Consider the following 20,358-nt stretch of genomic DNA (forward strand, 5'->3'; position numbering starts at 1 on the left):
CCACCGAGGCCGCGGCAGAGGAGCCTGCTGAAGAACCAGCAGAAGAACCAGCAGAAGAACCAGCAGAGGAGCCTGCTGAAGAACCAGCAGAGGAGCCTGCTGAAGAACCAGCAGAGGAGCCTGCTGAAGAACCAGCTGAAGAACCCGAGACCGATGAGATCGTCGCGGCGTTCGACGCCAATGGCGACGGCACTGTAACCATCGGTGTCGCTGCTGCTGGGCCCCGTGATGACAACGGCTACTACCAGTCGCTCGTCAATTTCGCCGAGGAGTACTCGGCCGCCAACGGGTTCGCGCCGCCGATTGTGAGCGACAACATCGGCCCGGCGGAAGCCGCCCAATCGTTGTCAGACCTTGCGCAGCAGGGTGTCGACATTTTGATGGTTGGCGCCAGCGAGATCGCTGAGCCGCTGCCGGATCTCACCGAGCAGTTCCCGGACATCTTCTGGTATTGCAATTGTGGCGCAGGCTTCCAGGAGCTTCCCGGGCTGGCGCAGGCCACAGACTGGGGTGCGGCCGTGCACTACTCGGGTGGAGTCGCAATGGGCGCTGTCATGCAAGAGCAAGGAAGCACGAGTTCAGTGTTCCTCGGGTGCTGCGACATCAACTTCGAAGTTGAGGCGTACCAAGCAACGTTGTACGGACTGCAGTCCGTCGATCCGAGCTTCACGATGGAGTACGTCGGCACCGGTGACTTCGAGTTTGACTTCGACAACTCGGCGAACGCCACGGCCGCGCTGACGAATGCAAAGGCGAACGGCGCCACGCTCGCATACGCCTACCTCGGCGGTGCGCTCGACCCGGTTGGTCAGCTCGCGCTCGACGAGGAGATGGCAGTCTTTGCCGCCGGACCGGCTGACGCGTGTGAACGTGACATCGCCTGGACCGGCGCCATCGTGTTCGATGGCGGCGTCTACGCCTCGCAAGCTCTCACGTTGATCATCGACGGTGAACTCAGCGAAGGTTCGACGTATCAGTTCCCGACCGAGGCCGGACTCAACGGCGCGCTGCTGTGCGATCCGTCGGCTGAGGCGAGTGCCGCTGTCGACGAAGCCTTCGGGTTGCTCGCATCGTTCGACGAGACGCTGTACGCGGACCTCGGTGCGATTTCCGGCGCTGCATACGGCGGCTGATGAACCCTGGTCCTACTGGCCGCTCTGGTGCGGACCCCCATGCGGGGTCCGCACCCGCGGTCGACCTTCGACAAATCACCAAACGCTTCGGTGCCGTCACCGCGTGTGACGGTGTCGATCTCGTCCTGCAACGTGGACGTATCCACGGAATCTTGGGTGAGAACGGTGCTGGCAAGTCGACTCTGATGAAGATGCTCATCGGCCTGGTTTTGCCCGATGAGGGTTCGATTCACGTCGACGGCACCCCGCAACAGATCCACAGCCCGCTCGATGCTTCGGCGCTGGGCATTGGCATGGTGCACCAGCACTTCAGTCTGGTTGACGCGCTCACAGTGTGGGAGAACGTCGCGCTTGGCGAAGCAGGCCGCCTCGATCCGCGAGCGATTCGAAATCGAATCGGCGATATTGCCGACCACTACGGACTCGTCATCGAACCAGACGCGCAGGTCGGCGACCTGACTGCAGGTCTGCGTCAGCGTGTCGAGATCATCAAATGCCTGCGACGCGATCCCACCATCGTGATCTTCGACGAGCCCACTTCGGTGCTGACGCCCGAGGAGTCGTTGCAACTCTTCGAGTCGCTCCGTCAGGTCGTGGCCGATGAGGGACGTGCCGTCGTGCTCGTGAGCCACAAGCTCGACGAAGTACTCCATGCCACCGATGACATTTCCATCATGAGACAGGGTCGAGTTGTCGACCGCATGTTGTCCGTCGATGCCGATGCGCCGACTCTGGCCCGCGGCATGGTGGGTCGTGAGGTGTCGTTGCGGTCCGAACGCGCCGCCCTCGGGGTCCTTGTGGTCGACGATGCGGACACCGTGAACGAGAAGGCTCATGCAGAAGCTGCGGGCGACGCGGTGCTGGCCATCAGCGGAGCGACCGTTCGTGCCGGCGGAGGCATCCTTGCTCTCGACGATTTGTCACTGGAACTGCGCGCCGGTGAAATCGTGGGCGTCGCCGGTGTTGAAGGCAACGGCCAGCGGGAACTCGGCGACTTGCTCTCGAGCCTGATTTCTCTCGACAGTGGATCCGTCACCGTTGACGGCGTGCGCATTCCCGACGGTCGTTCCGGTGCGATGGCAAAGGCTGGCATCGGCGTCATTCCGGAAGACCGCCACGACAGCGGCGTCGTGCTCGACATGACCGTCGCAGAGAATCTCGTCCTCGTTGACCAATCGAACGTTTCGACCCGTGGGGTGATCGACCAGCGCGCGCTGGAGACGTTCGCCAATGAGATGATCGAGCAGTTCGGAATCTTGTGTGCTGGGCCCGATGCTCCGATGTGGTCGCTTTCGGGCGGCAATCAGCAACGTGTCGTGCTCGCTCGTGAGCTGGCGCAACACCCCAAAGTGCTCGTTGCCGCGCAACCAACGCGTGGTCTCGACGTCGGCGCCATTGAGTACATGGGTGAGCGCCTGGCTGCGGCCGCCGAGGCAGGTGTTGCGGTGCTCCTCATCTCCAGTGAGCTCGAAGAGATCCTTGATCTGTCCCATCGGATTGTGGTGATGCACTCCGGTCGCATCGTCGGCGAGATGGACCGATCGGCTGTCAACCTCGAAGAACTCGGCCTGCTCATGGGCGGCGCAGCCGCATGACCGAGCCGCGGACGACAACGCAAGGAACACGGCTCGGCGAGTGGATCGGCTTGTACTGCCTCAGCGTGCTCGCCGCGCTCGTGCTTTCGGCGTTGCTCGTCGAGGCGACCGGAGGGGATTGGCGCCCCGTGGTCAATGCGCTCCTTGATGGCAGTCTGCGCAAGCCAGGCCGGTGGGGCGAAACGCTCGGAACTGCGGCGCCGATCTTGCTCGTTGCCGTCGGCACGATCGTGTCGGGCAAAGCTGGCCTCATCAACATCGGCCAGGAAGGACAGTTGTTGGTCGGTGCGGCCTTCGGCACGTACTTCGGTTTCCTGATCGGGGGACCGGGTCCGTTCAACCTGGTCGTGATCGTCCTGTTTGGCGCTCTCGGTGGAGGGCTGTGGGCTGGCGTGGCAGCGCTGCTGAAGTTCTGGCGCGACGTTCCCGAGGTGCTCTCCACGTTGCTGCTGGTCACGGTCGGTGGACAGCTGGTCGCCTATGGATTGAGTCAGTCGTGGCTGCTGCTCGCGCCGCTCGGTGACCGCGGCAACCGCAACCAGGTCAGCAAACAGCTGCCGAAAGACAATCGCCTGCCGAGACTCGAAGTGTTCGGCAACGAGATCCCGTTAGCGGTCTTCATCGCCATCCTGTCCGCGATCGTGATCAGTCTGTTGCTGGCGCGGACAGTCTGGGGTTTCCGGTTGCGCATGCTTGGTCGTAACCAGCGCGCAGCACAACGGTCGGGTGTGTCTCGAACCGGCTATGGCGCCTCAGCATTGATGATCAGCGGCGCGTTTGCCGGGCTGGCCGGAGCGGTGATGTTCGCCGGTGGCGGCTTCGCCTTCGGCAACTACCAATTGGTTCCGGGTTTCGCCACAAACATTGGTTGGACTGGTTTGCTCGTGGCGCTGGTGGCGCGAGAGAAGGCGCTCATCGCGATTCCGGTGGCGTTCGTGTTCGCTGGCCTCCGCACCGGCTCCAGCTTCGTCGGCGCGACCGGGGTCGAAGGACGAATCACTGACGTCATCCAAGGGTTCTTGGTGCTTGCGTTGCTGGTTCCTCCTGCGGTGATGTTTCTTCGTGACCGTGGGCGTGCCCGCGCTGCAGCAGGGGAGAGGGCGTAGCCATGGCCGGACTCGTTGAGGCAATCATCGACATCTTTTCCAGCGAATCGACGTACATCAATGGTGCGCTGTTCGCCGCGTTCTTGGCCTTTGCGGCGTCGGGCGAGTTGGTTGCTGAACGTGCTGGAACACTCAACATCTCGGTCGAAGGCATGCTGTTGGGCGGAGCGTTCACCAGCGCAATCGGCTATCACATCACCGATTCGATGTTGCTTGCTCTGTTCACCGGCGTGGCCGGCGGACTCATCGTTGCGGGTGTGCAAGCAGAGATGAGCCACCGACTGAGCGCGGATCAGTTTGTTGTTGGTTTGACGCTGAACATCTTGGTGTTCGGCTTGGCCGGGTTTCTCGACAACGAGATTCAGCCCGAGACCAAGCTTGCGGGCAAATGGGAGATCCCGTTGCTCAGCGACATCCCCATCGTCGGTCAAGCCTTGTTCGGGCAGCGCTGGCCCTTCTATTTCCTGTACGTGTTGCTGCCCCTGACGTGGTGGGCCCTGTTCCGGACCCGCTGGGGCCTCGAGCTGCGGTCAGTCGGCGAGAACCCCCAATCTGCCGACGTGTCGGGGATCGATGTCAACAAGCGACGCCGACAGAGCATCTACTACGCCGGATTCACCTCGGGCATGGGCGGATGGTTCCTGATCTTCGGCCAGGTCGGCCTGTTCGAGGATTCGGTGGTCGGCGGACGCGGATTCATCGCAATCGCGGCAGTCATTTTTGGTGGATGGACGCTGCGCGGCACTGTTGCTGGTTGCGTCATCTTTGCCGGAGCTCTGTCGTTCCGGCTCTCGGTGCAGGGGCTGGGTTATCAGGTGAACAGCGAACTGTTGCAGTCCCTGCCCTTCATTGTCACCCTCGTTGGCATGGCAGTGTTCGCCCATCGCGTGCGCGCACCGGCTGCACTGGCCCAGCCGTTCATTCGCGGACTGAAGTAGCCAACCGCCTCGATGACCCTCTGGGAAGCGCTGCTGTTGGTCGGCGGTGGACTGGCTGCAGGAGTCATCAACACGATGGCGGGTGGTGGTTCGGCGCTCACTGTGCCCCTGCTCGTGCTCGCAGGTGTGCCTGGCAACCAGGCAAACGGCTCGAACCGCGTCGGCGTGCTTGCTGCGAGCGGGGCCGCGGTTGTTTCGTTTCGACGGTCGGGTGTCGATGGGCTGAAAGGCGCTGCGCCGGTGCTTGGTCCGGCGGTGGTGGGCTCGATGATCGGCGCGTTTGGAATCAGCCAGGTCGCCGATGAGACGTTCGAGACGATCTTCGGGTTCCTGCTCGTTCCGATCATCATCCTCACGATTTTCAAGCCGAAGCCGAACGTGGACGCCGACCCATGGTCGGTGCCCGTCACGGTTGGAGTCTTCCTGTGTATCGGGATGTACGGCGGCGCATTCCAAGCAGGGGTTGGCCTGGTGATGCTCGCGGCGCTGACGCGCGCTGGGTTCGACCTGGTGACCGCCAACAGCGTCAAGGTCATGGTCAATTTGATCGTCACCGTGATTGCCCTTCCGGTGTTCATTCTCCAAGGCAACGTGGTGTGGGCTCCCGCCCTGGTGCTTGCCGCTGGGTTCTTGGCTGGCGGTTGGTTCGGTGCCAAGCTCGCGGTGCGCGGTGGCGAGCGGTTGGTGCGTGTGTTCATGGTCGGCGCGGCGCTCTTTCTTGCCGGCCGCCTAGTCGGCCTCTGGTAACGCTCGCCGCAGAAATCTGATGGTGACCCGGTCGAAACGAAGCGTTCACAGAGTGGTCTTATGGTCAGACCACTATGAGCGCTCCTCGACTGACAGCGACGCCGGACACGTGCTTCTGGGGGTACCTCGACGCTGCTGAACCGTCAGTGCTCAGCGTCGAACCCGGTGACACCATCACCATCGAAGCGGTCACCCACCACTCGGGCGATGCCCCCGATCTCCTCATGGACGAAGGCGTGACGGCGATTTGGGATGGCATTGCGCCGGAACAGCGTGCGCCCGGTGTCCACATCATGACCGGCCCGATTGAAGTGCGCGGTGCCCAGCCGGGCGACACGCTCCGCGTGGATCTGTTGTCGATGACGCCGCGCATGCCGTACGGCTCAAACTGCGCAGCGAACTGGGGCCTCTTTCACGAGCAGTTCGGCAAGGAGCGCATCACCATCTACGAACTCGTTGACCTGGACCCATCCGGCGGATTTCCCACCTCAGCGTCTCCGATGTTCGGGTTCGACTTCACTGCACTGGAGCTCTACGACGTTCCAGGAGTCATCTCGCCTCCGGATCCGACCGCCCGCCAGCAGTTCAGCCGGCCGGTGCAAGTACCGGTGCGGCCTCACCTGGGGGTGATGGGGGTGGCGCCCGAGGGCGGTCGAGTGAGCAGCATTCCGCCAGGCGTCTTCGGTGGCAACGTCGACAACTGGCGCTTTGGTCCCGGGGCGACGGTCCACTACCCGGTGTTCCACGAAGGTGCCGGCTTCTATGTCGGTGATCCGCACTTCGCGCAAGGCGACGGCGAGATCTGCGGCACCGCGATCGAAGCATCGCTCGACGTGACGCTGCGCCTCTCGCTCGCCGACGACCTGCCAGTCGCCGCACCGCTCTTGCGTACCGACACTCATTGGTACACCCACGGATTCTCTGGTGACCCGGAGCAAGGCGTCGACGGCCTCGGTACCGCGATGGCCATGGCTGCCGAGCAGATGCTCAAGCTCATGGTCGACAAGGGCGGCTTCACGATGGACGAGGCCTACTCGCTTGCCTCCGTGGCAATCGACCTCGGCATCACGCAGGTCGTCGATGGCACTGTCGGGTGTCATGCCGGCATCGCTCACTCGATCCTCGACCGTTGAGCTGACAGCGAACGATCACGATGCACCTCTCACCACATGAACAAGAGCGACTGCTGATCCACGTGGCAGCCGACGTTGCTCGCGCTCGCCAGGCCCGTGGCCTGCAGCTGAACCACCCTGAGGCGATTGCGATCCTGACCGATTGGGTCCTCGAGGCCGCCCGCGATGGGCGCACGGTCGTTGACCTGATGGAGATGGGGCGCCACGTGCTGACGAGGGATGACGTGATGGACGGCATCGCCGAGATGATTGCTGACGTCCAGGTCGAAGCAACGTTCCCGGACGGCACCAAGCTGGTCACGCTGCACGACCCGATCGGGTCGAGCAGATGATCCCCGGCGAAATCGTGGGACCCGACACGCCCGTCGAGGTCAACGTGGGCCGACACGTGCTGACCCTGCGCGTCGAGAACGTCGGCGACCGGCCGATCCAAGTCGGCTCGCACTATCACTTCGCGGAAGCGAATCCGGCGCTGGCCTTTGATCGTGACGCGGCCCATGGTCGGCGTTTGGATGTGCCGGCGGGTACGGCCATCCGATTTGAGCCAGGTGTCGCGGCCGACGTCGATCTCGTGCCCTTCGTCGGCGCGCGCGTTGTCGCCGGACTGCGCGGCGAGACTGCTGGCCCCCTCGATGAAGCGACTGCTCAATGAGCCGGATCGATCGCTCCCGGTACCGAAATCTGTACGGACCCACCAGTGGAGACCGAATCAGACTCGCCGACACCGACCTGTGGATTGAAGTCACGCAGGACTACTGCGCAGGCGGCGACGAGGTCGTGTTCGGCGGCGGCAAGGTGATTCGTGAGTCGATGGGCCAGTCCACGCGTACACGCCGTGAGGGAGCGCCCGACCTCGTCATCACCGGCGCCGTGATCCTCGATCACTGGGGCATCGTGAAGGCAGATGTCGGGGTCAAGGATGGCCGTATCGTCGGCATTGGCAAGGCTGGCAATCCGGACACGATGGACGACATCGACCCGGCGCTTGTGATCGGGCCATCCACTGAAATTCTGTCCGGCAACGGAAAGATCATGACCGCTGGCGCGATCGACTGTCACGTTCATCTCATTTCACCGACCTTGCTCGACGAAGCACTGACGTCAGGCATCACCACGATCATCGGCGGCGGCACCGGACCTGCCGAAGGCACCAAAGCCACCACGGTGTCGGGCTCGTGGTACCTCGAGCGCATGCTTGAAGCGCTCGACCACTGGCCGATCAACGTTGCGTTGATGGGCAAGGGAAATACGGTGAATCCCGAAGCGATGTGGGAGCAGTTGCGATCCGGTGCCGCGGCGTTCAAGCTGCACGAAGACTGGGGCACCACGCCCGCTGCGATCGACGCCTGTTTGACCGTTGCCGACAAGTCCGGCGTGCAGGTCGCGATTCACACCGACACCCTCAATGAAGCGGGGTATGTCGAAAGCACCCTCGCGGCGATCGGGGGGCGATCCATCCATACGTTCCACACCGAAGGCGCCGGTGGTGGTCACGCTCCGGACATCATGAAGGTTGCTTCGTATTCGAACGTCCTCCCGTCATCGACCAATCCGACGCGACCACACACGGTCAACACCGTGGCTGAGCATCTCGACATGTTGATGGTGTGTCATCACCTCAACCCGGCGGTGCCCGAGGATCTTGCATTCGCCGAGAGCCGCATTCGTCCGTCGACGATCGCTGCCGAAGACATCCTCCACGACATGGGCGCCATTTCGATGATTGGCTCGGACAGTCAGGCGATGGGCCGCATCGGTGAGGTCGTGCTGCGAACCTGGCAGACCGCTCACGTCATGAAGGCACGCCGTGGGGCGCTCTCCGTCGGTGGCGAGTCAGACGGTCCGAGTGACAACTTGCGCGCCCGTCGCTACGTGTCGAAGTACACGATTTGTCCTGCGGTCGCTCACGGGTTGGCCGGCGATGTTGGTTCGGTCGAGGTCGGCAAGCTTGCGGACCTGGTGCTCTACGACCCGGCCTTCTTTGGGGTTCGCCCACACGTGGTGGTCAAAGGGGGCATGATTGCCTGGGCGCAGATGGGTGACGCAAATGCATCGATTCCCACGCCGCAGCCCCAGCTTCCCCGACCGATGTTCGGTGCTTCGCCCGGGGTTGCGCCCGGCCTGTCGCTCGGCTGGGTGTCGAATGCTGCGCTTGACGACGGATTGCCCGATCGGCTGAACGTGCGACGCGATCTCGTGCCCGTGGCTGACACGAGGCGCGTCGGGAAGGCCGACATGGTGCTCAACGACGCGCTGCCCGACATCGACATCGACGCTGACACCTTTGCGGTGCGCATCGACGGCGACCTGGTGACCGAGTCGCCGGCTGAGTCGCTGCCGATGACGCAGCGCTACTTCCTGTACTGATGGCCGATCACTCATGAACTCGGCGTTGATGATGTTGGTCGATGGCCGGTTTCCCGCGGGCGGTCACACCAACTCCGCCGGAGTCGAGGCTGCGGTACGCCTTGGTGACGTGCACGATGATGCCACCCTTGAGCGGTACCTCGTCGGCCGCCTGGCCACGACGGGGATGGTCGATGCCGCGTTCAGCGCGCATGTCGCAGCGCTCGTCGACCCGACCGAGGGGGTGCTCGACGAGATCGATGCCGAGTACGCGTCGCGCGTGCTGTCGCCCAGGCTGCGCGACGCAAGCCGGCGCTTCGGGCGACAGATGCTGCGTGCCGGAGCGACGGTCTGGAGCGCGCCAATGATTGACACCATCGCGCGGTCCAAAGTTGCCGTGCATCAACCGGTGGTGCTCGGTGCACTGGTCGCCGCGTCCGGTGGGACAGCGCACGACGCGGCATTGGTGTCGTTTCATCATCTCTCTGCAGCGGTCACGTCGGCCGGGGTTCGATTGCTTGGCCTCGATCCGATGTCGGTCGCCGCAGTTCAGGCCGCGGCGGGTGAGCACGTCGATCGTTGGGCCGACGATGCGGCGTGGTTGGCGCTGTTGCCGGTTGCTGAACTCCCGGCGAATGGTGGTTCGTTGACCGAGATCCTTGCTGAAGACCATGGGCGTTGGGACGCCCGCCTGTTCGTTGCCTGAAAAGAGACCGATGCCTCCCCACGAAATCCCCCACGAAATCCCACACGACGATGTGCCGTACGATTCGGCTTCGCCCAATCCTGCCGATCCGGAGGCGCGGCGAGCGCTGCGCGTCGGCATTGGCGGCCCTGTCGGCTCGGGCAAGACCACGCTCGTCGGCGCCCTGTGCGCGCTCCTGCGTGACCAACTGTCGTTGGTTGTCGTGACCAACGACATCTTCACTTCTGAAGACGCCGATGCGCTGCGCGAGGCGGCGGTGTTGCCAACGGAACGCATCGTCGCGGTCGAGACCGGCTGCTGTCCGCACACAGCAATCCGCGATGACATTGCTGCCAACCTCGACGCGGTGGAACAGCTCGAGGTGCTCCACGGCGATGTCGATCTCACCTTTGTTGAGTCAGGTGGTGACAACCTCACAGCGATCTTCAGTCGGGGCCTTGTCGACGTGCAGATCTTCGTCCTCGACACCGCTGGTGGCGATGATGTTCCACGCAAGGGTGGTCCCGGTGTCGCGATGGCCGATCTGTTGGTGATCAACAAGGTTGACCTTGCGCCGTACGTCGGCTCCGACGTCGACCGGATGTTGAGCGATGCGCGGGAGCGCCGCGACGGCAAGCCGGTCTTTTCGACGTCGCTCGTCGACGCGTCTGGGGCGGCTGAGGTTGCAGGTTGGATCACTGCGCGGATCGCAGCGCGCTCGACGTGAAGGCACAGGGCTCGATGGTCGTCGCCGGCGGCGACGGCACTCGCAAGTCGACGCTGCGGTCGGCGCATTCTGAACCACCGTTCAGTATCCGACAGTGCGGCGAACGGATCCTGGTCGCGGCATCTGCGGCCGCCCCGGTTGGCGGGGACGAACTTTCACTGAACATCGCTGTGCTCGCCGGTGCACGTGCCGACATCGGCACCGTTGCGGCGACTCTCGCGCTGCCCGGGCCCACAGGTGCACCGTCGGCGATGTCAATGCAGTGCACGATTGGGATGGACGCGCACCTTGACTGGATTGGTGAACCGACGGTCTCGGTCGTCGGTTCGGACCACACGATCACCACGGTGGTGGATCTTGACGAAACAGCGACCTGCCGAGTGGTCGAAGAGGTCTCGCTCGGCCGTTCAGGTGAGCCGTCGGGGCGACTGCAATTGGTGTTGCGCGTCAGGCGCGCCGGTCGACCCCTTGTCCACCATGCAGAAGAGTTCGGGCCGAACGTTGCTGGCGCCGGAAGTGTTGTCTCCACCGGTGGGGCGCGGCACCTGCTGTCGGAAGTTCTGGTGGGCGTCGACGCTGGTGAGTCCCGCGTCTCGATGTCTCCAACTTGTCGTGCCGCGTGGTTGCCCGTTGCGGCTGACGCTGTGGTGATCCTCGCGGTCGGCGCGGATCGGCCGTCCGTACGCTCCGCTGTCGCCGACCTCCGGCGTGGTCCAGTTTGACGCTCGCTTGATCTGTTCGAGTTCTGGACTACTCGATGGTCCAGCCCTCGGGCAGCGGAGTGTCACCGATGACTTCGTGGGTTTCTTCGTCGACTTCGACGCCGTCGAGGTGCGCCCACAGCATGACCTGGTTGCCCCACGGGTCCATGAATGACGCGTTGGCACCACCGAACTCGGTCCAGAAGTGATCGCGCCAGAGCTCGGTGCCGCCGAGGCGGACCGCAGCTTCGAGGATGCGCTCGAATGAATCGTCGTCGCTGACGAGAATCCAGGGTCGCACAGTCCGGCCACCGGGGTTGAGGTTGGTCGGTTCTTGCGGAGCGCTCGGAGGGCGTGGGCGCATGTCGGCGGAGTTCGAGATGCCCATGTGGAAGTTGCCGCTTGGCCCTTGCGAGCCATCATCGATCTTCTGATTCTGGCCAGGAACGATCCGAGCAAAGGTGTCGGCGATGCGGTCTTCGATCTCCCAGTTGAAGACCTCGGCGTAGAAGGCGCGCGCGGCGTTGACGTCATCAGACGGGAAGTCGACGAAGACGAGCGTGTTTGGATAGGTCATGGTGCCCCCTTGAACAGATGTGAGCCCCCAAACTAGCCTGTGGTCTGATGGTCTTACCACTTGGAATGTCGCTGGAAACTCTCCGCAAGTCGAGCGGAACGTTCGAGACTGCCGTTGGCCTGCCGCCAGAGGTGTATTCCGATGCTGAGTTCCACCGCTTTGAAATGGATGCCGTGTTCGGATCCGAATGGTTGTGCGTCGGCCGTCAAGAACAGATTCCGACCGTCGGTGACTACCTGTCTGTCACACGTGCAGGCGAGCCACTCATCGTCGCCCGGTCGAGCGACGGATCCATCCGGGTCATGTCGGCGGTATGTCAGCACCGGGCGATGTGCCTGACTGCATCGGTTGACCGGTCCGACGAGGACATGCTCGACCCGCCCGACCTCCAGTCTGGCTCCGGCCGCATGTTCAGATGCCCCTACCACTACTGGGTGTATGACCTCGATGGGCAGTTGGTCGGCGCGCCGGAGATGAGCAAGACCACCGGCTTCGACATGGCCGACGTGCAGTTGCCGAGTCTTCCCGTCGAGATCTGGAATGGGTTCATCTTCACCAACTTCGACTCAGCCGCAGCACCGCTCGCGCCGCGACTCGCCAAGCTCGACGAGGTGTTGGCGAACTACCACGTCGAGTCGCTGGTGACCGTCGATCCCGTCACGATCCCAGACGTTCCGTTCAACTGGAAGATCATGGTTGAGAACTTCATGGAGATGTACCACCAGAGCCGTCTCCATCATGGCATCCACGACTTCGCCCCGTCCTCTGGTGCCTCGTACGCCGACTATGCAGCTGGGGACGGCGCGATGTTTGGCTACAGCGAGACGCTCGAACCCGATGGCGGATTCAACCCGACCATGCAGGCGCTCTTTCCGCCTCTGCCTGGGATCACCATGCAAGATCGCCAGCGCATCGTCTTCGCCCTGGTGGCTCCCTCGCTCCTCATGGGCTTCCAGTCAGATTCGGCGTTCTGGTTCTATGTCGATCCCACCGGTCCAACGACGCACGCGCTGAGCATGGCCTACATCTTTCCTGAGTCGACCGTTGAGTTGCCCGATTTCGGCGAAACACTCGAGGAGGCGATTGCGGGTGTATCGACATTCAACCGACAGGACATGCCGACAAATGTGGCCACGCAGCTCGGCATGCAGTCGAGGTTCGCGCCCCGCGGTCGCTATTCCTGGCAAGAGGGTGTGCTCGCCCAGTTCAACTCCTGGCTCGTCGATCGCTACGCGGCCGCAGCGGGCGAGTGACGCTCAGCTCGGTGGATTGATCATGGCGCTGTAGCGGCGCCGCCACTCGAGCGACGCCTTGTCGGATTGAACGTCAACCAGTGCGCCGCGTTCGAGGGACAGTTCGCCGGAGAGTCGTTCGAGCATCTCGCGGTCTTCTCGGGCGACCTGCTGCTCGAAATCTACGATGTCCTGCCCCGATTCCGATACGTCGTCGTTGCGCCACAGCACGAAGGTGAAGTAGCTCCGCTGAGCACTGATGGGGGAGGCGGTCATGAACAGGGTCTGTTCGATTCCGTTCTCGTATGACATGGTGCTGCGCACTGAGAACGGGAGAGCGAATCCTGTCGACATGTCGAGTTGGATGATGTCGTCGCCACCGCCCGACATCGACTTCGCCTCTCCTTCGTTGTTGACGGTGACCGAGTAGGCATAGCCGTAGAAGGTGTCGTCGAGTTGCTCGAGTGTGAACTTCGGGACGATTTGTTCCTGCTCGCGTCCGAACGTTCCGGCGTGCGTGTACGGAAAGTGCGCGACGTCGAGCATGTTGTCGATCATGCGTGTCACCGAGCAGTTCCAGACCTCCATCGAGGTGTTGAGGCGTGTGAACGAGCTGTTGTCGTCGACCCCGAGGTACGGAATGGATTGTGTCGGTTCACCTGGGCAGAACCAGACGAGTCCATACTGCTCGACGACCGACAATGGACTCAGATGGGCAGCGGGCGCGATGGCGGCGTGCGGGCCGGACGACGGAACGCTGACGCATCGGCCGGCGTCACCGAACGTCCAGCCGTGGTACGGGCATTGGAGGCAGCCGTCGGTGACGGTGCCGAGTGAGAGCTTGGCCTCGCGATGCGTACACCGATCGGCCGCGGCGATGAGCGCCCCATCGGGGCCCCGCCACAGGACGTACGCAACCTCACGTACCTCGATGGGAGACGGGTCATTTCCGATTGCATCGCTGGTCGCGACGGCGTACCAGCAACCGTCCAGTGGCTCGCCACTCGTCGTCATTGTGCAACCCTTTCGTCGTGGAGACGATGAACACCTTGTTCACGCACAGTTTCGCGTGTGATGGTCTGATGGTCTTACCATAGAGTTGTGCCCAGACGGGCGCAACAGAGCTGTCCTGCGCGGCGAACGGAGATCACCGATGAAAGCGATGCTGTACAACGAGGTCGGAGGCCCTGAGGTGTTTCAGTACACCGACGTCGCAGATCCCGAACCGGGCGCGGGTGACGTGATTGTCGACGTGGCTGCCACGTCGCTCAATCGGCTTGATCTCGTCCAGCGCAATGGCTGGTTTCAGATGCCCGGCTTCACGTTGCCGCACATCGCCGGGATGGACGTGGCCGGAACCGTGTCTGCTGTGGGTGCAGGCGTGACCGCGGTGGCCATCGGGGACCGGGTCGTGGTCGATCCGTCGCTTGCAGGCGTCGCCGACAACTCGAAGTTGGCCGGACTCGGTGACCTCTACGGCGATCTTGGTGTGATCGGCGCCACGGTTGACGGCGGCTACGCCGAGAAGTGCCTCGCACCGGCCTCACACGTGTACGCGATCCCCGATGAGATGTCGTTCGAGCACGCCGCAACCTTCCCCACCGCGTACCTGACAGCGGCGCACGCACTGTTTGACGTCGGCGAACTCCAGGCCGGCGAGACCGTGATGATCCATGCCGCCGGTTCCGGCGTATCGACCGCCGGCATCCAACTTGCCAAGCAGGCCGGAGCGACGGTGCTCGCCACTGCTGGGACCGACGAAAAATGCGAACGCGCGCTTGCGCTCGGCGCAGACCACGTCGCCAACAACAGGACCGCCGACGTGGCCGGCTTCGCCCGGGAGGTCACCCAGGGTGCCGGCGTCAACATGGTCTTCGACCACGTGGGTACCGCTCTCTTTGGCCCGTCGCTCTTCGGGCTCGGTGTTCGCGGCCGACTCGTCAACTGCGGGAACTCCTCCGGCGACGAGGCGACGATTCCGTCGCTCGGGTACATGTTCCACTCGGGGATCAGAATCCTCGGGTCTGATCCGTATCGGCCCGAAGAGTTCGGCCCCGTCTGGGACAAGTTCTGCAGCGCTGACTTCGAGGTGGCAATCGACTCGGAGTTCGCGCTCGCCGACGCTGCCGAGGCGCAGGACAAGATGATGCAGAGCGACTTCTTCGGCAAGATCATCCTGCGGCCGTAGGCCGAACAAGCAGCCATGTCCGAACCTCGCGATGCCCCGTATCCGGAGCTGAAGAAGACCCACACGATGGCCCACAAGGGCCGACCATGGACCGACTACAAACCACCTCCAGCTGCGCCGGTCTGGGCCGCGATCGAGGGGCTTGGGCGCTACTACATTCTGCTGGCTGCACTCGAGCTCGATGTGTTCGACACGCTGCAACGGCTCGGACCCTCGCGGGTCGAGGTTGTTGCCGAAGCGCTGGGCGCGCCGGTCGATCACGTCCGGTCGCTCCTCGACGGAGTGGTTGCCCTTGAGTTGCTCGACCAGTTCACCGACATCTATGAACTCAACGATGCTGCTGAGCGCTACCTCGTGTCGAATGGGCCGGCGACGATGGCGGAACTCATTCCGATGGCACCCGGACCGCACGAAAACTGGACGAAATTGGCTGACACCGTGCGCAACGGTCGTCCTGCGTCGCCGATCGAAGACGATGCTGCAGCCTTCTACGTCCCGTTGGTCGAAGGCACCTTCACCACGATGTTCCGGTGCGCCACGCGAGCCGATCTGAAGATCCGCTACTCGGCAATGCGTGCGCCAAAAATCCTTGATCTCGGAGCAGGTGGCGCTCCCTGGGCAATCGCAATGTTGAACGGCTGCCCCGACGGTACGGCGGTGGTCAATGACCTGCCGGGCGTGATCGACGTTGCATCGGCGAAGACCGCGGAGCACGGAGTTGCCGAGCGTTGCGAGTTTCGCCCCGGCGATTTCCACACCATCGATATCGAGCCGGCGACGTACGACATCGTTGTGCTCGGACACATCTGCCGAACCGAAGGCGCTGCGGGAGCTCGGCACTTGATTGCCCGAGCCTTCGAAGCGCTCAAGCCCGAAGGTCGGCTGGTCCTTGCTGACTACTTCACTGACATTGAGCGCAAGTTCAACCCACACGCCGTGATCATGGGAACGACCATGATGGCGAGCACCGAGAAGGGCTTCTGCTTCACGCATCAGCAATTCTCAGAGTGGATCCGAGCCGCTGGCTTTGGCGAGCTTCGCCTCGTCGAACCCATTGGCTTTCAACAGAGCTTCGTCGCCACGAAACCGCGCACCACCGGAGGAACACCATGACCGAACAGATCGACACCCTCATCGTGGGCAGTCACGTCGTCACAATGAACGCGACCCGCGACGTGATTCGCCACGGGGCGGTGGCGGTGCGCGGCAACGAGATCGTCGACGTCGGCAAACAATCTGACCTTGAAGCGCTGTACACCGCGACCGCCACGGTGGGCGGTGACCGTTTCGTTGTGACGCCTGGGATGGTGAACACCCACATTCACGTCACGGGAGAACCACTGACGCGTGGGTACGTTCCCGACGACACGCCGTTTGAAGAGAACGTGTTCATGTGGTTGTGCCCGCTATACGCGGTGTACACGGCGGAAGAGGAGCGGCTCTCGGCGCAGCTAGCGGCGGTCGAGATGCTGAAGTCCGGCACGACCACATTCCTCGAGGCGGGCACCATCCGGTTCCTCGATGAGGTGATCGACGGACTCGTCGAGGTGGGTATTCGCGGTCGCGTTGGTAACTGGATCTGGGACCTGCCGCCCGAGCCAGACGTCTATAAGCAGGACACAGACGCAGCAATCGACATGATGCAAAAGCAACTGGTCGACTATGCATCAGTCGCGAACGATCGCCTGGGTACCTGGTCGATTCTTGTCGGTCACACCACCGCATCAGACCCGCTTTGGCGAGCTGCGCGCGAGCTGGCGGACGAGCACGGCACGGGCATGAGCTTTCACATGTCGCCGGCGAAACTCGACCCGGAAGGCTTCGTTGCCGAGTTCGGTCAGCGCCCGATGATCCACCTCGCTGAGTTGGGAATCTTGCGAGACGACGTGGCGATGACCCACTGCGTCCAGATCGACGACCAAGAGCTCGCCGTGATGGCTGAACTTGGTGTCAACGTCGCTCACTGCCCGACGACGGCACTCAAGGTCAGTTACGGGGTCACCCAGGTCGGCAAGTTCCCCGAGATGATGCAGATGGGCATCAACGTCAGCATCGGCACCGACGGCAACAACGCATCCAACTACTCAGATCTGATGCGCGCCACGTACCTGGTTGCCGGACTGTTCAAAGATGCTCGGCAGGATCCACAGATGTTCCCGGCCGAGATGGCCTATGAGATGGCCACCCTCGGTGGTGCCAAGACCATGCAGATGCAGGACACAATCGGCTCGCTTGAAGTCGGTAAACGTGCCGACATTGTGTTGCACGACACCGACCGGCCCGAGTGGCGTCCGCTGCTCAATGTGGCCAACCAGTTGGTGTGGTCTGCTGACGGTCGCGGTGTGCACACGGTGTTCGTCGATGGCGTCAAGGTTGTCGAGAACGGCCAGATGACCACGATTGACGAGGGGACGTTCTACAACCGGTGCCAGATGGCAGGCGAGGCGATCACTGCGCGGTCGGGCTTGCCTGACAAGGCGAAGTGGCCGGTGCTTTGATGTCGACGCAGCCGGTGGGTATTTGAACTAGCGCCGGGGCCAGCGCGACACGTCGGGGATTCCGCTGCGTTGACGTAACGCAGTGCCCGCTGCGACTGCGTCGTCGACGAGTGAGTCGACGTCGACGGTCGTGAGTCTGCTGTCGGCGACGACCTTGGTTCCAGCGACGTAGACATCTCGAACCGATCGTCCGTCCGATCCCCAGATCAACTGCAAGACCGGGTCGGGGCTTGGCGGGATCCATTCCACGCGGGATCGATCGTGCACAACAATGTCGGCCTGCTTGCCAACCTCGATCGACCCGACGCGATCAGCGATCCCGAGTGCTTGTGCTCCTCGGATCGTGAGGAGCTCGAGTGCGTCGTGGGCGCCGAATACCGTGGGGTCGAGGTCGCGTTCCTTGGCCAAACCGGCGAACAGCGCCGCGGCTCGTACGCCGTCGACCATGTCGCCGGCGTTCTCCGAATCGCAGCCGAGTGCGAGTCGGCCGTCTTGTTGCCACAGGTCGAGGTGTCGAAATTCGTGGGAGAGTCCTTGCCCGAGCCGAATGTACGCCCACGGACACGACACCACAGATGTGCGGCTGTCGACGAGCAGGTCGACCTCCTCGGTGTCGATGTGCACTGCGTGAGCGATGGTGAGATGCGGGCCGAGCACACCGAGTGAGTCGAGGTGCACAACGGGCCGTGTTCCCGTGCGGGCGAGGTAGCTCTCGGCATCGCTGGTGCTCGGGGAGAGGTGGAACGTCATGCCGACGTCCCGCTCGCGTGCGAGCGTCGTTGCGGCGACGACAAGTTCGTCCGACATGAGGTCGTGGCCGACGAGGCTGACCCAGCTCGAGACCAGGGGGCCGGTGGCCAGGTCAAGCGCCGCGGTCTGGCGTTCGATCACTTCGTCGACCGAACCCGTGAATGGGCCGTGCTCGATGTCCCACCCCCATGTGCCGATCGTGAGTCGGGCACCGACGCGTTCGGCCGCCCGAGCGATGCGGTCCGGGTGTGCGACGGTGCCGGCTTCGAACGTGGTCGTGATGCCGTTGGACAACGACTCGGCGAGCGTCAGTGTTGCCGAGAGTTCGTCGTCGTCGCCGGTGTGTTCGGCATGGACCGGTATGACCCACGTGAAGATCGCCTCACCGGGTGCCAGGTCGTCCGGGATCGATGATTGGATCAGCCGGTCACCGGTGAGGTGTTGATGCCCGTTGATGTATCCGGGGAGCAGCAGATCGGTGGCGGTCCCGCTGACCGGTGCACCTGGAAGTTGCGACTGGACAGCGGCGAACGTGTCGACGTGCGTGATCGTGGTGCCGTCGATTCCGATCGCGCCGTTGGTGATGATCTCGCGGCCAGGATTCATCGTGACGACGGTGCCCCGGATGACGTGCATAGGGACACAGTATTGGGGCCGGTCTGGTCCAAGCGGGCGGCAACGCTTATCGTCAGCGGACATGAGTACAGCATCCGGTGTCGTGCAGGAGTACCTCGGCGCGTTTGTGCGTGGAGATCCCGACGAGATTGCGGGTTTCGTCGCACCGGGGTTCAACAACGAACACCTCAGTTCCATTGCGTCGAGCTGCGTCGGAAGAGACGAGTATCGACGTCGGCTGCCGGGATTCTTGGCTGACTTCGCTGGTCGCAGCTACGAGGTGCAGGCGGTCGTCGAGCAAGCCAGGTGGCCGCTCGTTGACGTGGTCGTCCGCTACTGCTTTAGAGCGACATTCGCCGGCTCTGCGATCGACATCCCAGGGGTCATGTGGTTTGCGGTCGAAGACGGATTGATCTCGAAACGCACCGACGTGTGGGACAGCGGAATCTTCCTCGCTCAGACTGCCGCGTCGGAGTGATCTCGTGACAGAGGGAGCCAGTTCCGGGGGTCAGCACGCGCGTCGTGACGCGACTCGTCTGGTCATTCACGCCGATGACGTCGGCATGTGTCACGGAGCGAACTCGGCGTTCGTCGAGCTCAGCCATCAGGGAGGTATCACGGCAGGCTCGGTGATGGTGCCGTGCCCGTGGTTTCCGGAGATTGCCGATCTTGCCGCGCGCGATGACCTCCTCGACGTCGGGGTTCATCTCACGCTCAACGCCGAGAAGGCGCACTACCGCTGGCGTCCGGTCAGCGGTGTCGGGGCGTCATCGGGCCTTGTCGACGCCGAGGGTTACCTGTGGCACCGCGTTGCCGACACGCGAGCGAACGCTCATCCCGAAGCGGTGGAGACCGAGTGGCGGGCACAGATCGACACTGCTCTTGCCGCCGGAATCGACGTCACGCACCTTGATGCGCATATGGGATCGGCACTCGGACCCGAGTGGTGCGATCGCTATATCAACGTCGGTATCGACTACGACATCCCGGTGTTGATCACCCGGGCGTTGAGCATGTATGGACCGAACAACCACCTCGCCGACGTGACCGATGTGGACTTTGAGCGTTTCGTCGCCCAGGCGGAGGCGGCGCGGATGCCCGTGTTCGACGAGGTACTCGAAACCGACTTCTCTCGACCTCGAGGTGAGCCGACCGCCTACGAGACCATGCTGACCGCGTCGGATGTTTTGGCCCACGATCTTGTGTTCTGCGCGTTTCATCCGAACGCACCGGGCCCTGGAGAAATCGAGGTGATCGAACCCGACACCTGGCACGTCCGGACCGATGAACACGCGCTGTTCGGCACCGATGAGTGGCTGGCCTTCCTCGAGGCTCAGCCGTTCGAACTCACCACGATGAGAGAATTGCGCGCTGAGTATCGGACAGC

The 20,358-nt window shown here is 63.1% G+C and carries 20 protein-coding genes and 1 pseudogene; 18 read left to right on the forward strand and 3 right to left on the reverse strand.

The window, feature by feature from the left end; genetic code table 11:
- The 12 genes and pseudogenes from ACH2DW_RS12790 to ACH2DW_RS12845 all read left to right on the forward strand — a co-directional run.
- Positions 1–1,133: pseudogene (locus ACH2DW_RS12790) on the forward strand (hypothetical protein); the annotation flags it as partial.
- Positions 1,133–2,728 carry an ABC transporter ATP-binding protein gene (locus ACH2DW_RS12795; protein WP_394930133.1) on the forward strand — a complete coding sequence of 532 codons (1,596 nt, stop codon included), beginning with the start codon at positions 1,133–1,135 and terminating at the stop codon, positions 2,726–2,728. The pseudogene ACH2DW_RS12790 and the gene ACH2DW_RS12795, both read left to right, overlap by 1 nt.
- Complete coding sequence (locus ACH2DW_RS12800; protein WP_394930134.1) at positions 2,725–3,834, forward strand: ABC transporter permease; 1,110 nt, start codon at positions 2,725–2,727, stop codon at positions 3,832–3,834. The genes ACH2DW_RS12795 and ACH2DW_RS12800 overlap by 4 nt, the downstream gene beginning before the upstream one ends.
- A 2-nt stretch (positions 3,835–3,836) precedes the next feature.
- Complete coding sequence (locus tag ACH2DW_RS12805; RefSeq protein WP_394930135.1) at positions 3,837–4,772, forward strand: ABC transporter permease; 936 nt, start codon at positions 3,837–3,839, stop codon at positions 4,770–4,772.
- A 12-nt stretch (positions 4,773–4,784) separates the two neighbouring features.
- A complete protein-coding gene (locus ACH2DW_RS12810) occupies positions 4,785–5,519 on the forward strand; it encodes a sulfite exporter TauE/SafE family protein (protein ID WP_394930136.1) in 735 nt (244 codons plus the stop codon).
- A gap of 74 nt (positions 5,520–5,593) precedes the next feature.
- Positions 5,594–6,652: an acetamidase/formamidase family protein gene (locus tag ACH2DW_RS12815; RefSeq protein ID WP_394930137.1), complete on the forward strand. Its 1,059-nt coding sequence runs from the start codon at positions 5,594–5,596 to the stop codon at positions 6,650–6,652.
- 20 nt (positions 6,653–6,672) lie between these two features.
- A complete protein-coding gene (locus ACH2DW_RS12820; protein ID WP_394930138.1) occupies positions 6,673–6,984 on the forward strand; it encodes an urease subunit gamma in 312 nt (103 codons plus the stop codon).
- Entirely contained in the window at positions 6,981–7,304 is a 324-nt protein-coding gene (locus ACH2DW_RS12825; RefSeq protein WP_394930139.1) for an urease subunit beta, read from the forward strand. The genes ACH2DW_RS12820 and ACH2DW_RS12825 overlap by 4 nt, the downstream gene beginning before the upstream one ends.
- The gene (locus ACH2DW_RS12830; protein WP_394930140.1) at positions 7,301–9,019 is read left to right on the forward strand and encodes an urease subunit alpha; all 1,719 of its coding nucleotides are present in this window, start codon (positions 7,301–7,303) and stop codon (positions 9,017–9,019) included. Before ACH2DW_RS12825 ends, ACH2DW_RS12830 begins: the two co-directional genes overlap by 4 nt.
- Positions 9,020–9,032: 13 nt before the next feature.
- On the forward strand, positions 9,033–9,704 hold the full coding sequence (locus ACH2DW_RS12835) for an urease accessory protein UreF (RefSeq protein WP_394930141.1): 672 nt from the start codon (positions 9,033–9,035) through the stop codon (positions 9,702–9,704).
- 10 nt (positions 9,705–9,714) lie between these two features.
- Positions 9,715–10,410 (forward strand): urease accessory protein UreG, encoded by a 696-nt coding sequence (gene ureG, locus ACH2DW_RS12840; protein ID WP_394930142.1) that lies wholly within the window; start codon positions 9,715–9,717, stop codon positions 10,408–10,410.
- Entirely contained in the window at positions 10,407–11,132 is a 726-nt protein-coding gene (locus ACH2DW_RS12845; RefSeq protein WP_394930143.1) for an urease accessory protein UreD, read from the forward strand. Before ureG ends, ACH2DW_RS12845 begins: the two co-directional genes overlap by 4 nt.
- A gap of 28 nt (positions 11,133–11,160) precedes the next feature.
- On the opposite strand, the gene ACH2DW_RS12850 is transcribed toward ACH2DW_RS12845, so the two are convergent.
- On the reverse strand, positions 11,161–11,688 hold the full coding sequence (locus tag ACH2DW_RS12850) for a VOC family protein (RefSeq protein WP_394930144.1): 528 nt from the start codon (positions 11,686–11,688) through the stop codon (positions 11,161–11,163).
- 47 nt (positions 11,689–11,735) lie between these two features.
- Here ACH2DW_RS12850 and ACH2DW_RS12855 point away from each other — a divergent pair, with 47 nt between their 5' ends.
- Positions 11,736–12,941 (forward strand): SRPBCC family protein, encoded by a 1,206-nt coding sequence (locus ACH2DW_RS12855; protein ID WP_394930145.1) that lies wholly within the window; start codon positions 11,736–11,738, stop codon positions 12,939–12,941.
- Positions 12,942–12,944: 3 nt separating this feature from the next.
- On the opposite strand, the gene ACH2DW_RS12860 is transcribed toward ACH2DW_RS12855, so the two are convergent.
- Positions 12,945–13,934: a Rieske 2Fe-2S domain-containing protein gene (locus tag ACH2DW_RS12860; protein ID WP_394930146.1), complete on the reverse strand. Its 990-nt coding sequence runs from the start codon at positions 13,932–13,934 to the stop codon at positions 12,945–12,947.
- 139 nt (positions 13,935–14,073) lie between these two features.
- On the opposite strand from ACH2DW_RS12860, the gene ACH2DW_RS12865 reads away from it, so the two are divergent.
- From ACH2DW_RS12865 to ACH2DW_RS12875, 3 genes are read left to right on the forward strand one after another with little or no spacing between them, the layout of a single operon-like run.
- Positions 14,074–15,108, forward strand: coding sequence for a zinc-binding dehydrogenase (locus tag ACH2DW_RS12865; protein WP_394930147.1), 1,035 nt, complete (start codon positions 14,074–14,076; stop codon positions 15,106–15,108).
- A gap of 15 nt (positions 15,109–15,123) precedes the next feature.
- Positions 15,124–16,221, forward strand: a complete 1,098-nt coding sequence (locus ACH2DW_RS12870) for a methyltransferase (protein WP_394930148.1) — start codon at positions 15,124–15,126, stop codon at positions 16,219–16,221.
- The gene (locus ACH2DW_RS12875) at positions 16,218–17,606 is read left to right on the forward strand and encodes an amidohydrolase family protein (RefSeq protein WP_394930149.1); all 1,389 of its coding nucleotides are present in this window, start codon (positions 16,218–16,220) and stop codon (positions 17,604–17,606) included. The genes ACH2DW_RS12870 and ACH2DW_RS12875 overlap by 4 nt, the downstream gene beginning before the upstream one ends.
- A gap of 27 nt (positions 17,607–17,633) precedes the next feature.
- Here ACH2DW_RS12875 and ACH2DW_RS12880 read toward each other — a convergent pair whose 3' ends face one another.
- Complete coding sequence (locus ACH2DW_RS12880) at positions 17,634–18,992, reverse strand: amidohydrolase family protein (protein ID WP_394930150.1); 1,359 nt, start codon at positions 18,990–18,992, stop codon at positions 17,634–17,636.
- Between the two features lie 61 nt (positions 18,993–19,053).
- Here ACH2DW_RS12880 and ACH2DW_RS12885 point away from each other — a divergent pair, with 61 nt between their 5' ends.
- Both ACH2DW_RS12885 and ACH2DW_RS12890 read left to right on the forward strand, forming a co-directional pair.
- Positions 19,054–19,449: a nuclear transport factor 2 family protein gene (locus ACH2DW_RS12885; RefSeq protein ID WP_394930151.1), complete on the forward strand. Its 396-nt coding sequence runs from the start codon at positions 19,054–19,056 to the stop codon at positions 19,447–19,449.
- 4 nt (positions 19,450–19,453) lie between these two features.
- A partial coding sequence (locus ACH2DW_RS12890) for a ChbG/HpnK family deacetylase (protein ID WP_394930152.1) occupies positions 19,454–20,358 on the forward strand: 905 nt, incomplete at its 3' end.

Origin of the sequence: uncultured Ilumatobacter sp., from assembly GCF_963980585.1 — a bacterium.
In the GTDB taxonomy this organism is placed as follows: domain Bacteria; phylum Actinomycetota; class Acidimicrobiia; order Acidimicrobiales; family Ilumatobacteraceae; genus Ilumatobacter_A.

What these genes read in the sequence shown, in the direction of transcription:
- ACH2DW_RS12795 (WP_394930133.1), top strand. Translation starts at nt 1,133, where the DNA reads ATGAACCCTGGTCCTACTGGCCGCTCTGGTGCGGACCCCCATGCGGGG.
- ACH2DW_RS12800 (WP_394930134.1), top strand. Translation starts at nt 2,725, where the DNA reads ATGACCGAGCCGCGGACGACAACGCAAGGAACACGGCTCGGCGAGTGG.
- ACH2DW_RS12805 (WP_394930135.1), top strand. Translation starts at nt 3,837, where the DNA reads ATGGCCGGACTCGTTGAGGCAATCATCGACATCTTTTCCAGCGAATCG.
- ACH2DW_RS12810 (WP_394930136.1), top strand. Translation starts at nt 4,785, where the DNA reads ATGACCCTCTGGGAAGCGCTGCTGTTGGTCGGCGGTGGACTGGCTGCA.
- ACH2DW_RS12815 (WP_394930137.1), top strand. Translation starts at nt 5,594, where the DNA reads ATGAGCGCTCCTCGACTGACAGCGACGCCGGACACGTGCTTCTGGGGG.
- ACH2DW_RS12820 (WP_394930138.1), top strand. Translation starts at nt 6,673, where the DNA reads ATGCACCTCTCACCACATGAACAAGAGCGACTGCTGATCCACGTGGCA.
- ACH2DW_RS12825 (WP_394930139.1), top strand. Translation starts at nt 6,981, where the DNA reads ATGATCCCCGGCGAAATCGTGGGACCCGACACGCCCGTCGAGGTCAAC.
- ACH2DW_RS12830 (WP_394930140.1), top strand. Translation starts at nt 7,301, where the DNA reads ATGAGCCGGATCGATCGCTCCCGGTACCGAAATCTGTACGGACCCACC.
- ACH2DW_RS12835 (WP_394930141.1), top strand. Translation starts at nt 9,033, where the DNA reads ATGAACTCGGCGTTGATGATGTTGGTCGATGGCCGGTTTCCCGCGGGC.
- ureG (WP_394930142.1), top strand. Translation starts at nt 9,715, where the DNA reads ATGCCTCCCCACGAAATCCCCCACGAAATCCCACACGACGATGTGCCG.
- ACH2DW_RS12850 (WP_394930144.1), bottom strand. Translation starts at nt 11,688, where the DNA reads ATGACCTATCCAAACACGCTCGTCTTCGTCGACTTCCCGTCTGATGAC.
- ACH2DW_RS12855 (WP_394930145.1), top strand. Translation starts at nt 11,736, where the DNA reads ATGGTCTTACCACTTGGAATGTCGCTGGAAACTCTCCGCAAGTCGAGC.
- ACH2DW_RS12860 (WP_394930146.1), bottom strand. Translation starts at nt 13,934, where the DNA reads ATGACGACGAGTGGCGAGCCACTGGACGGTTGCTGGTACGCCGTCGCG.
- ACH2DW_RS12865 (WP_394930147.1), top strand. Translation starts at nt 14,074, where the DNA reads ATGAAAGCGATGCTGTACAACGAGGTCGGAGGCCCTGAGGTGTTTCAG.
- ACH2DW_RS12870 (WP_394930148.1), top strand. Translation starts at nt 15,124, where the DNA reads ATGTCCGAACCTCGCGATGCCCCGTATCCGGAGCTGAAGAAGACCCAC.
- ACH2DW_RS12875 (WP_394930149.1), top strand. Translation starts at nt 16,218, where the DNA reads ATGACCGAACAGATCGACACCCTCATCGTGGGCAGTCACGTCGTCACA.
- ACH2DW_RS12880 (WP_394930150.1), bottom strand. Translation starts at nt 18,992, where the DNA reads ATGCACGTCATCCGGGGCACCGTCGTCACGATGAATCCTGGCCGCGAG.
- ACH2DW_RS12885 (WP_394930151.1), top strand. Translation starts at nt 19,054, where the DNA reads ATGAGTACAGCATCCGGTGTCGTGCAGGAGTACCTCGGCGCGTTTGTG.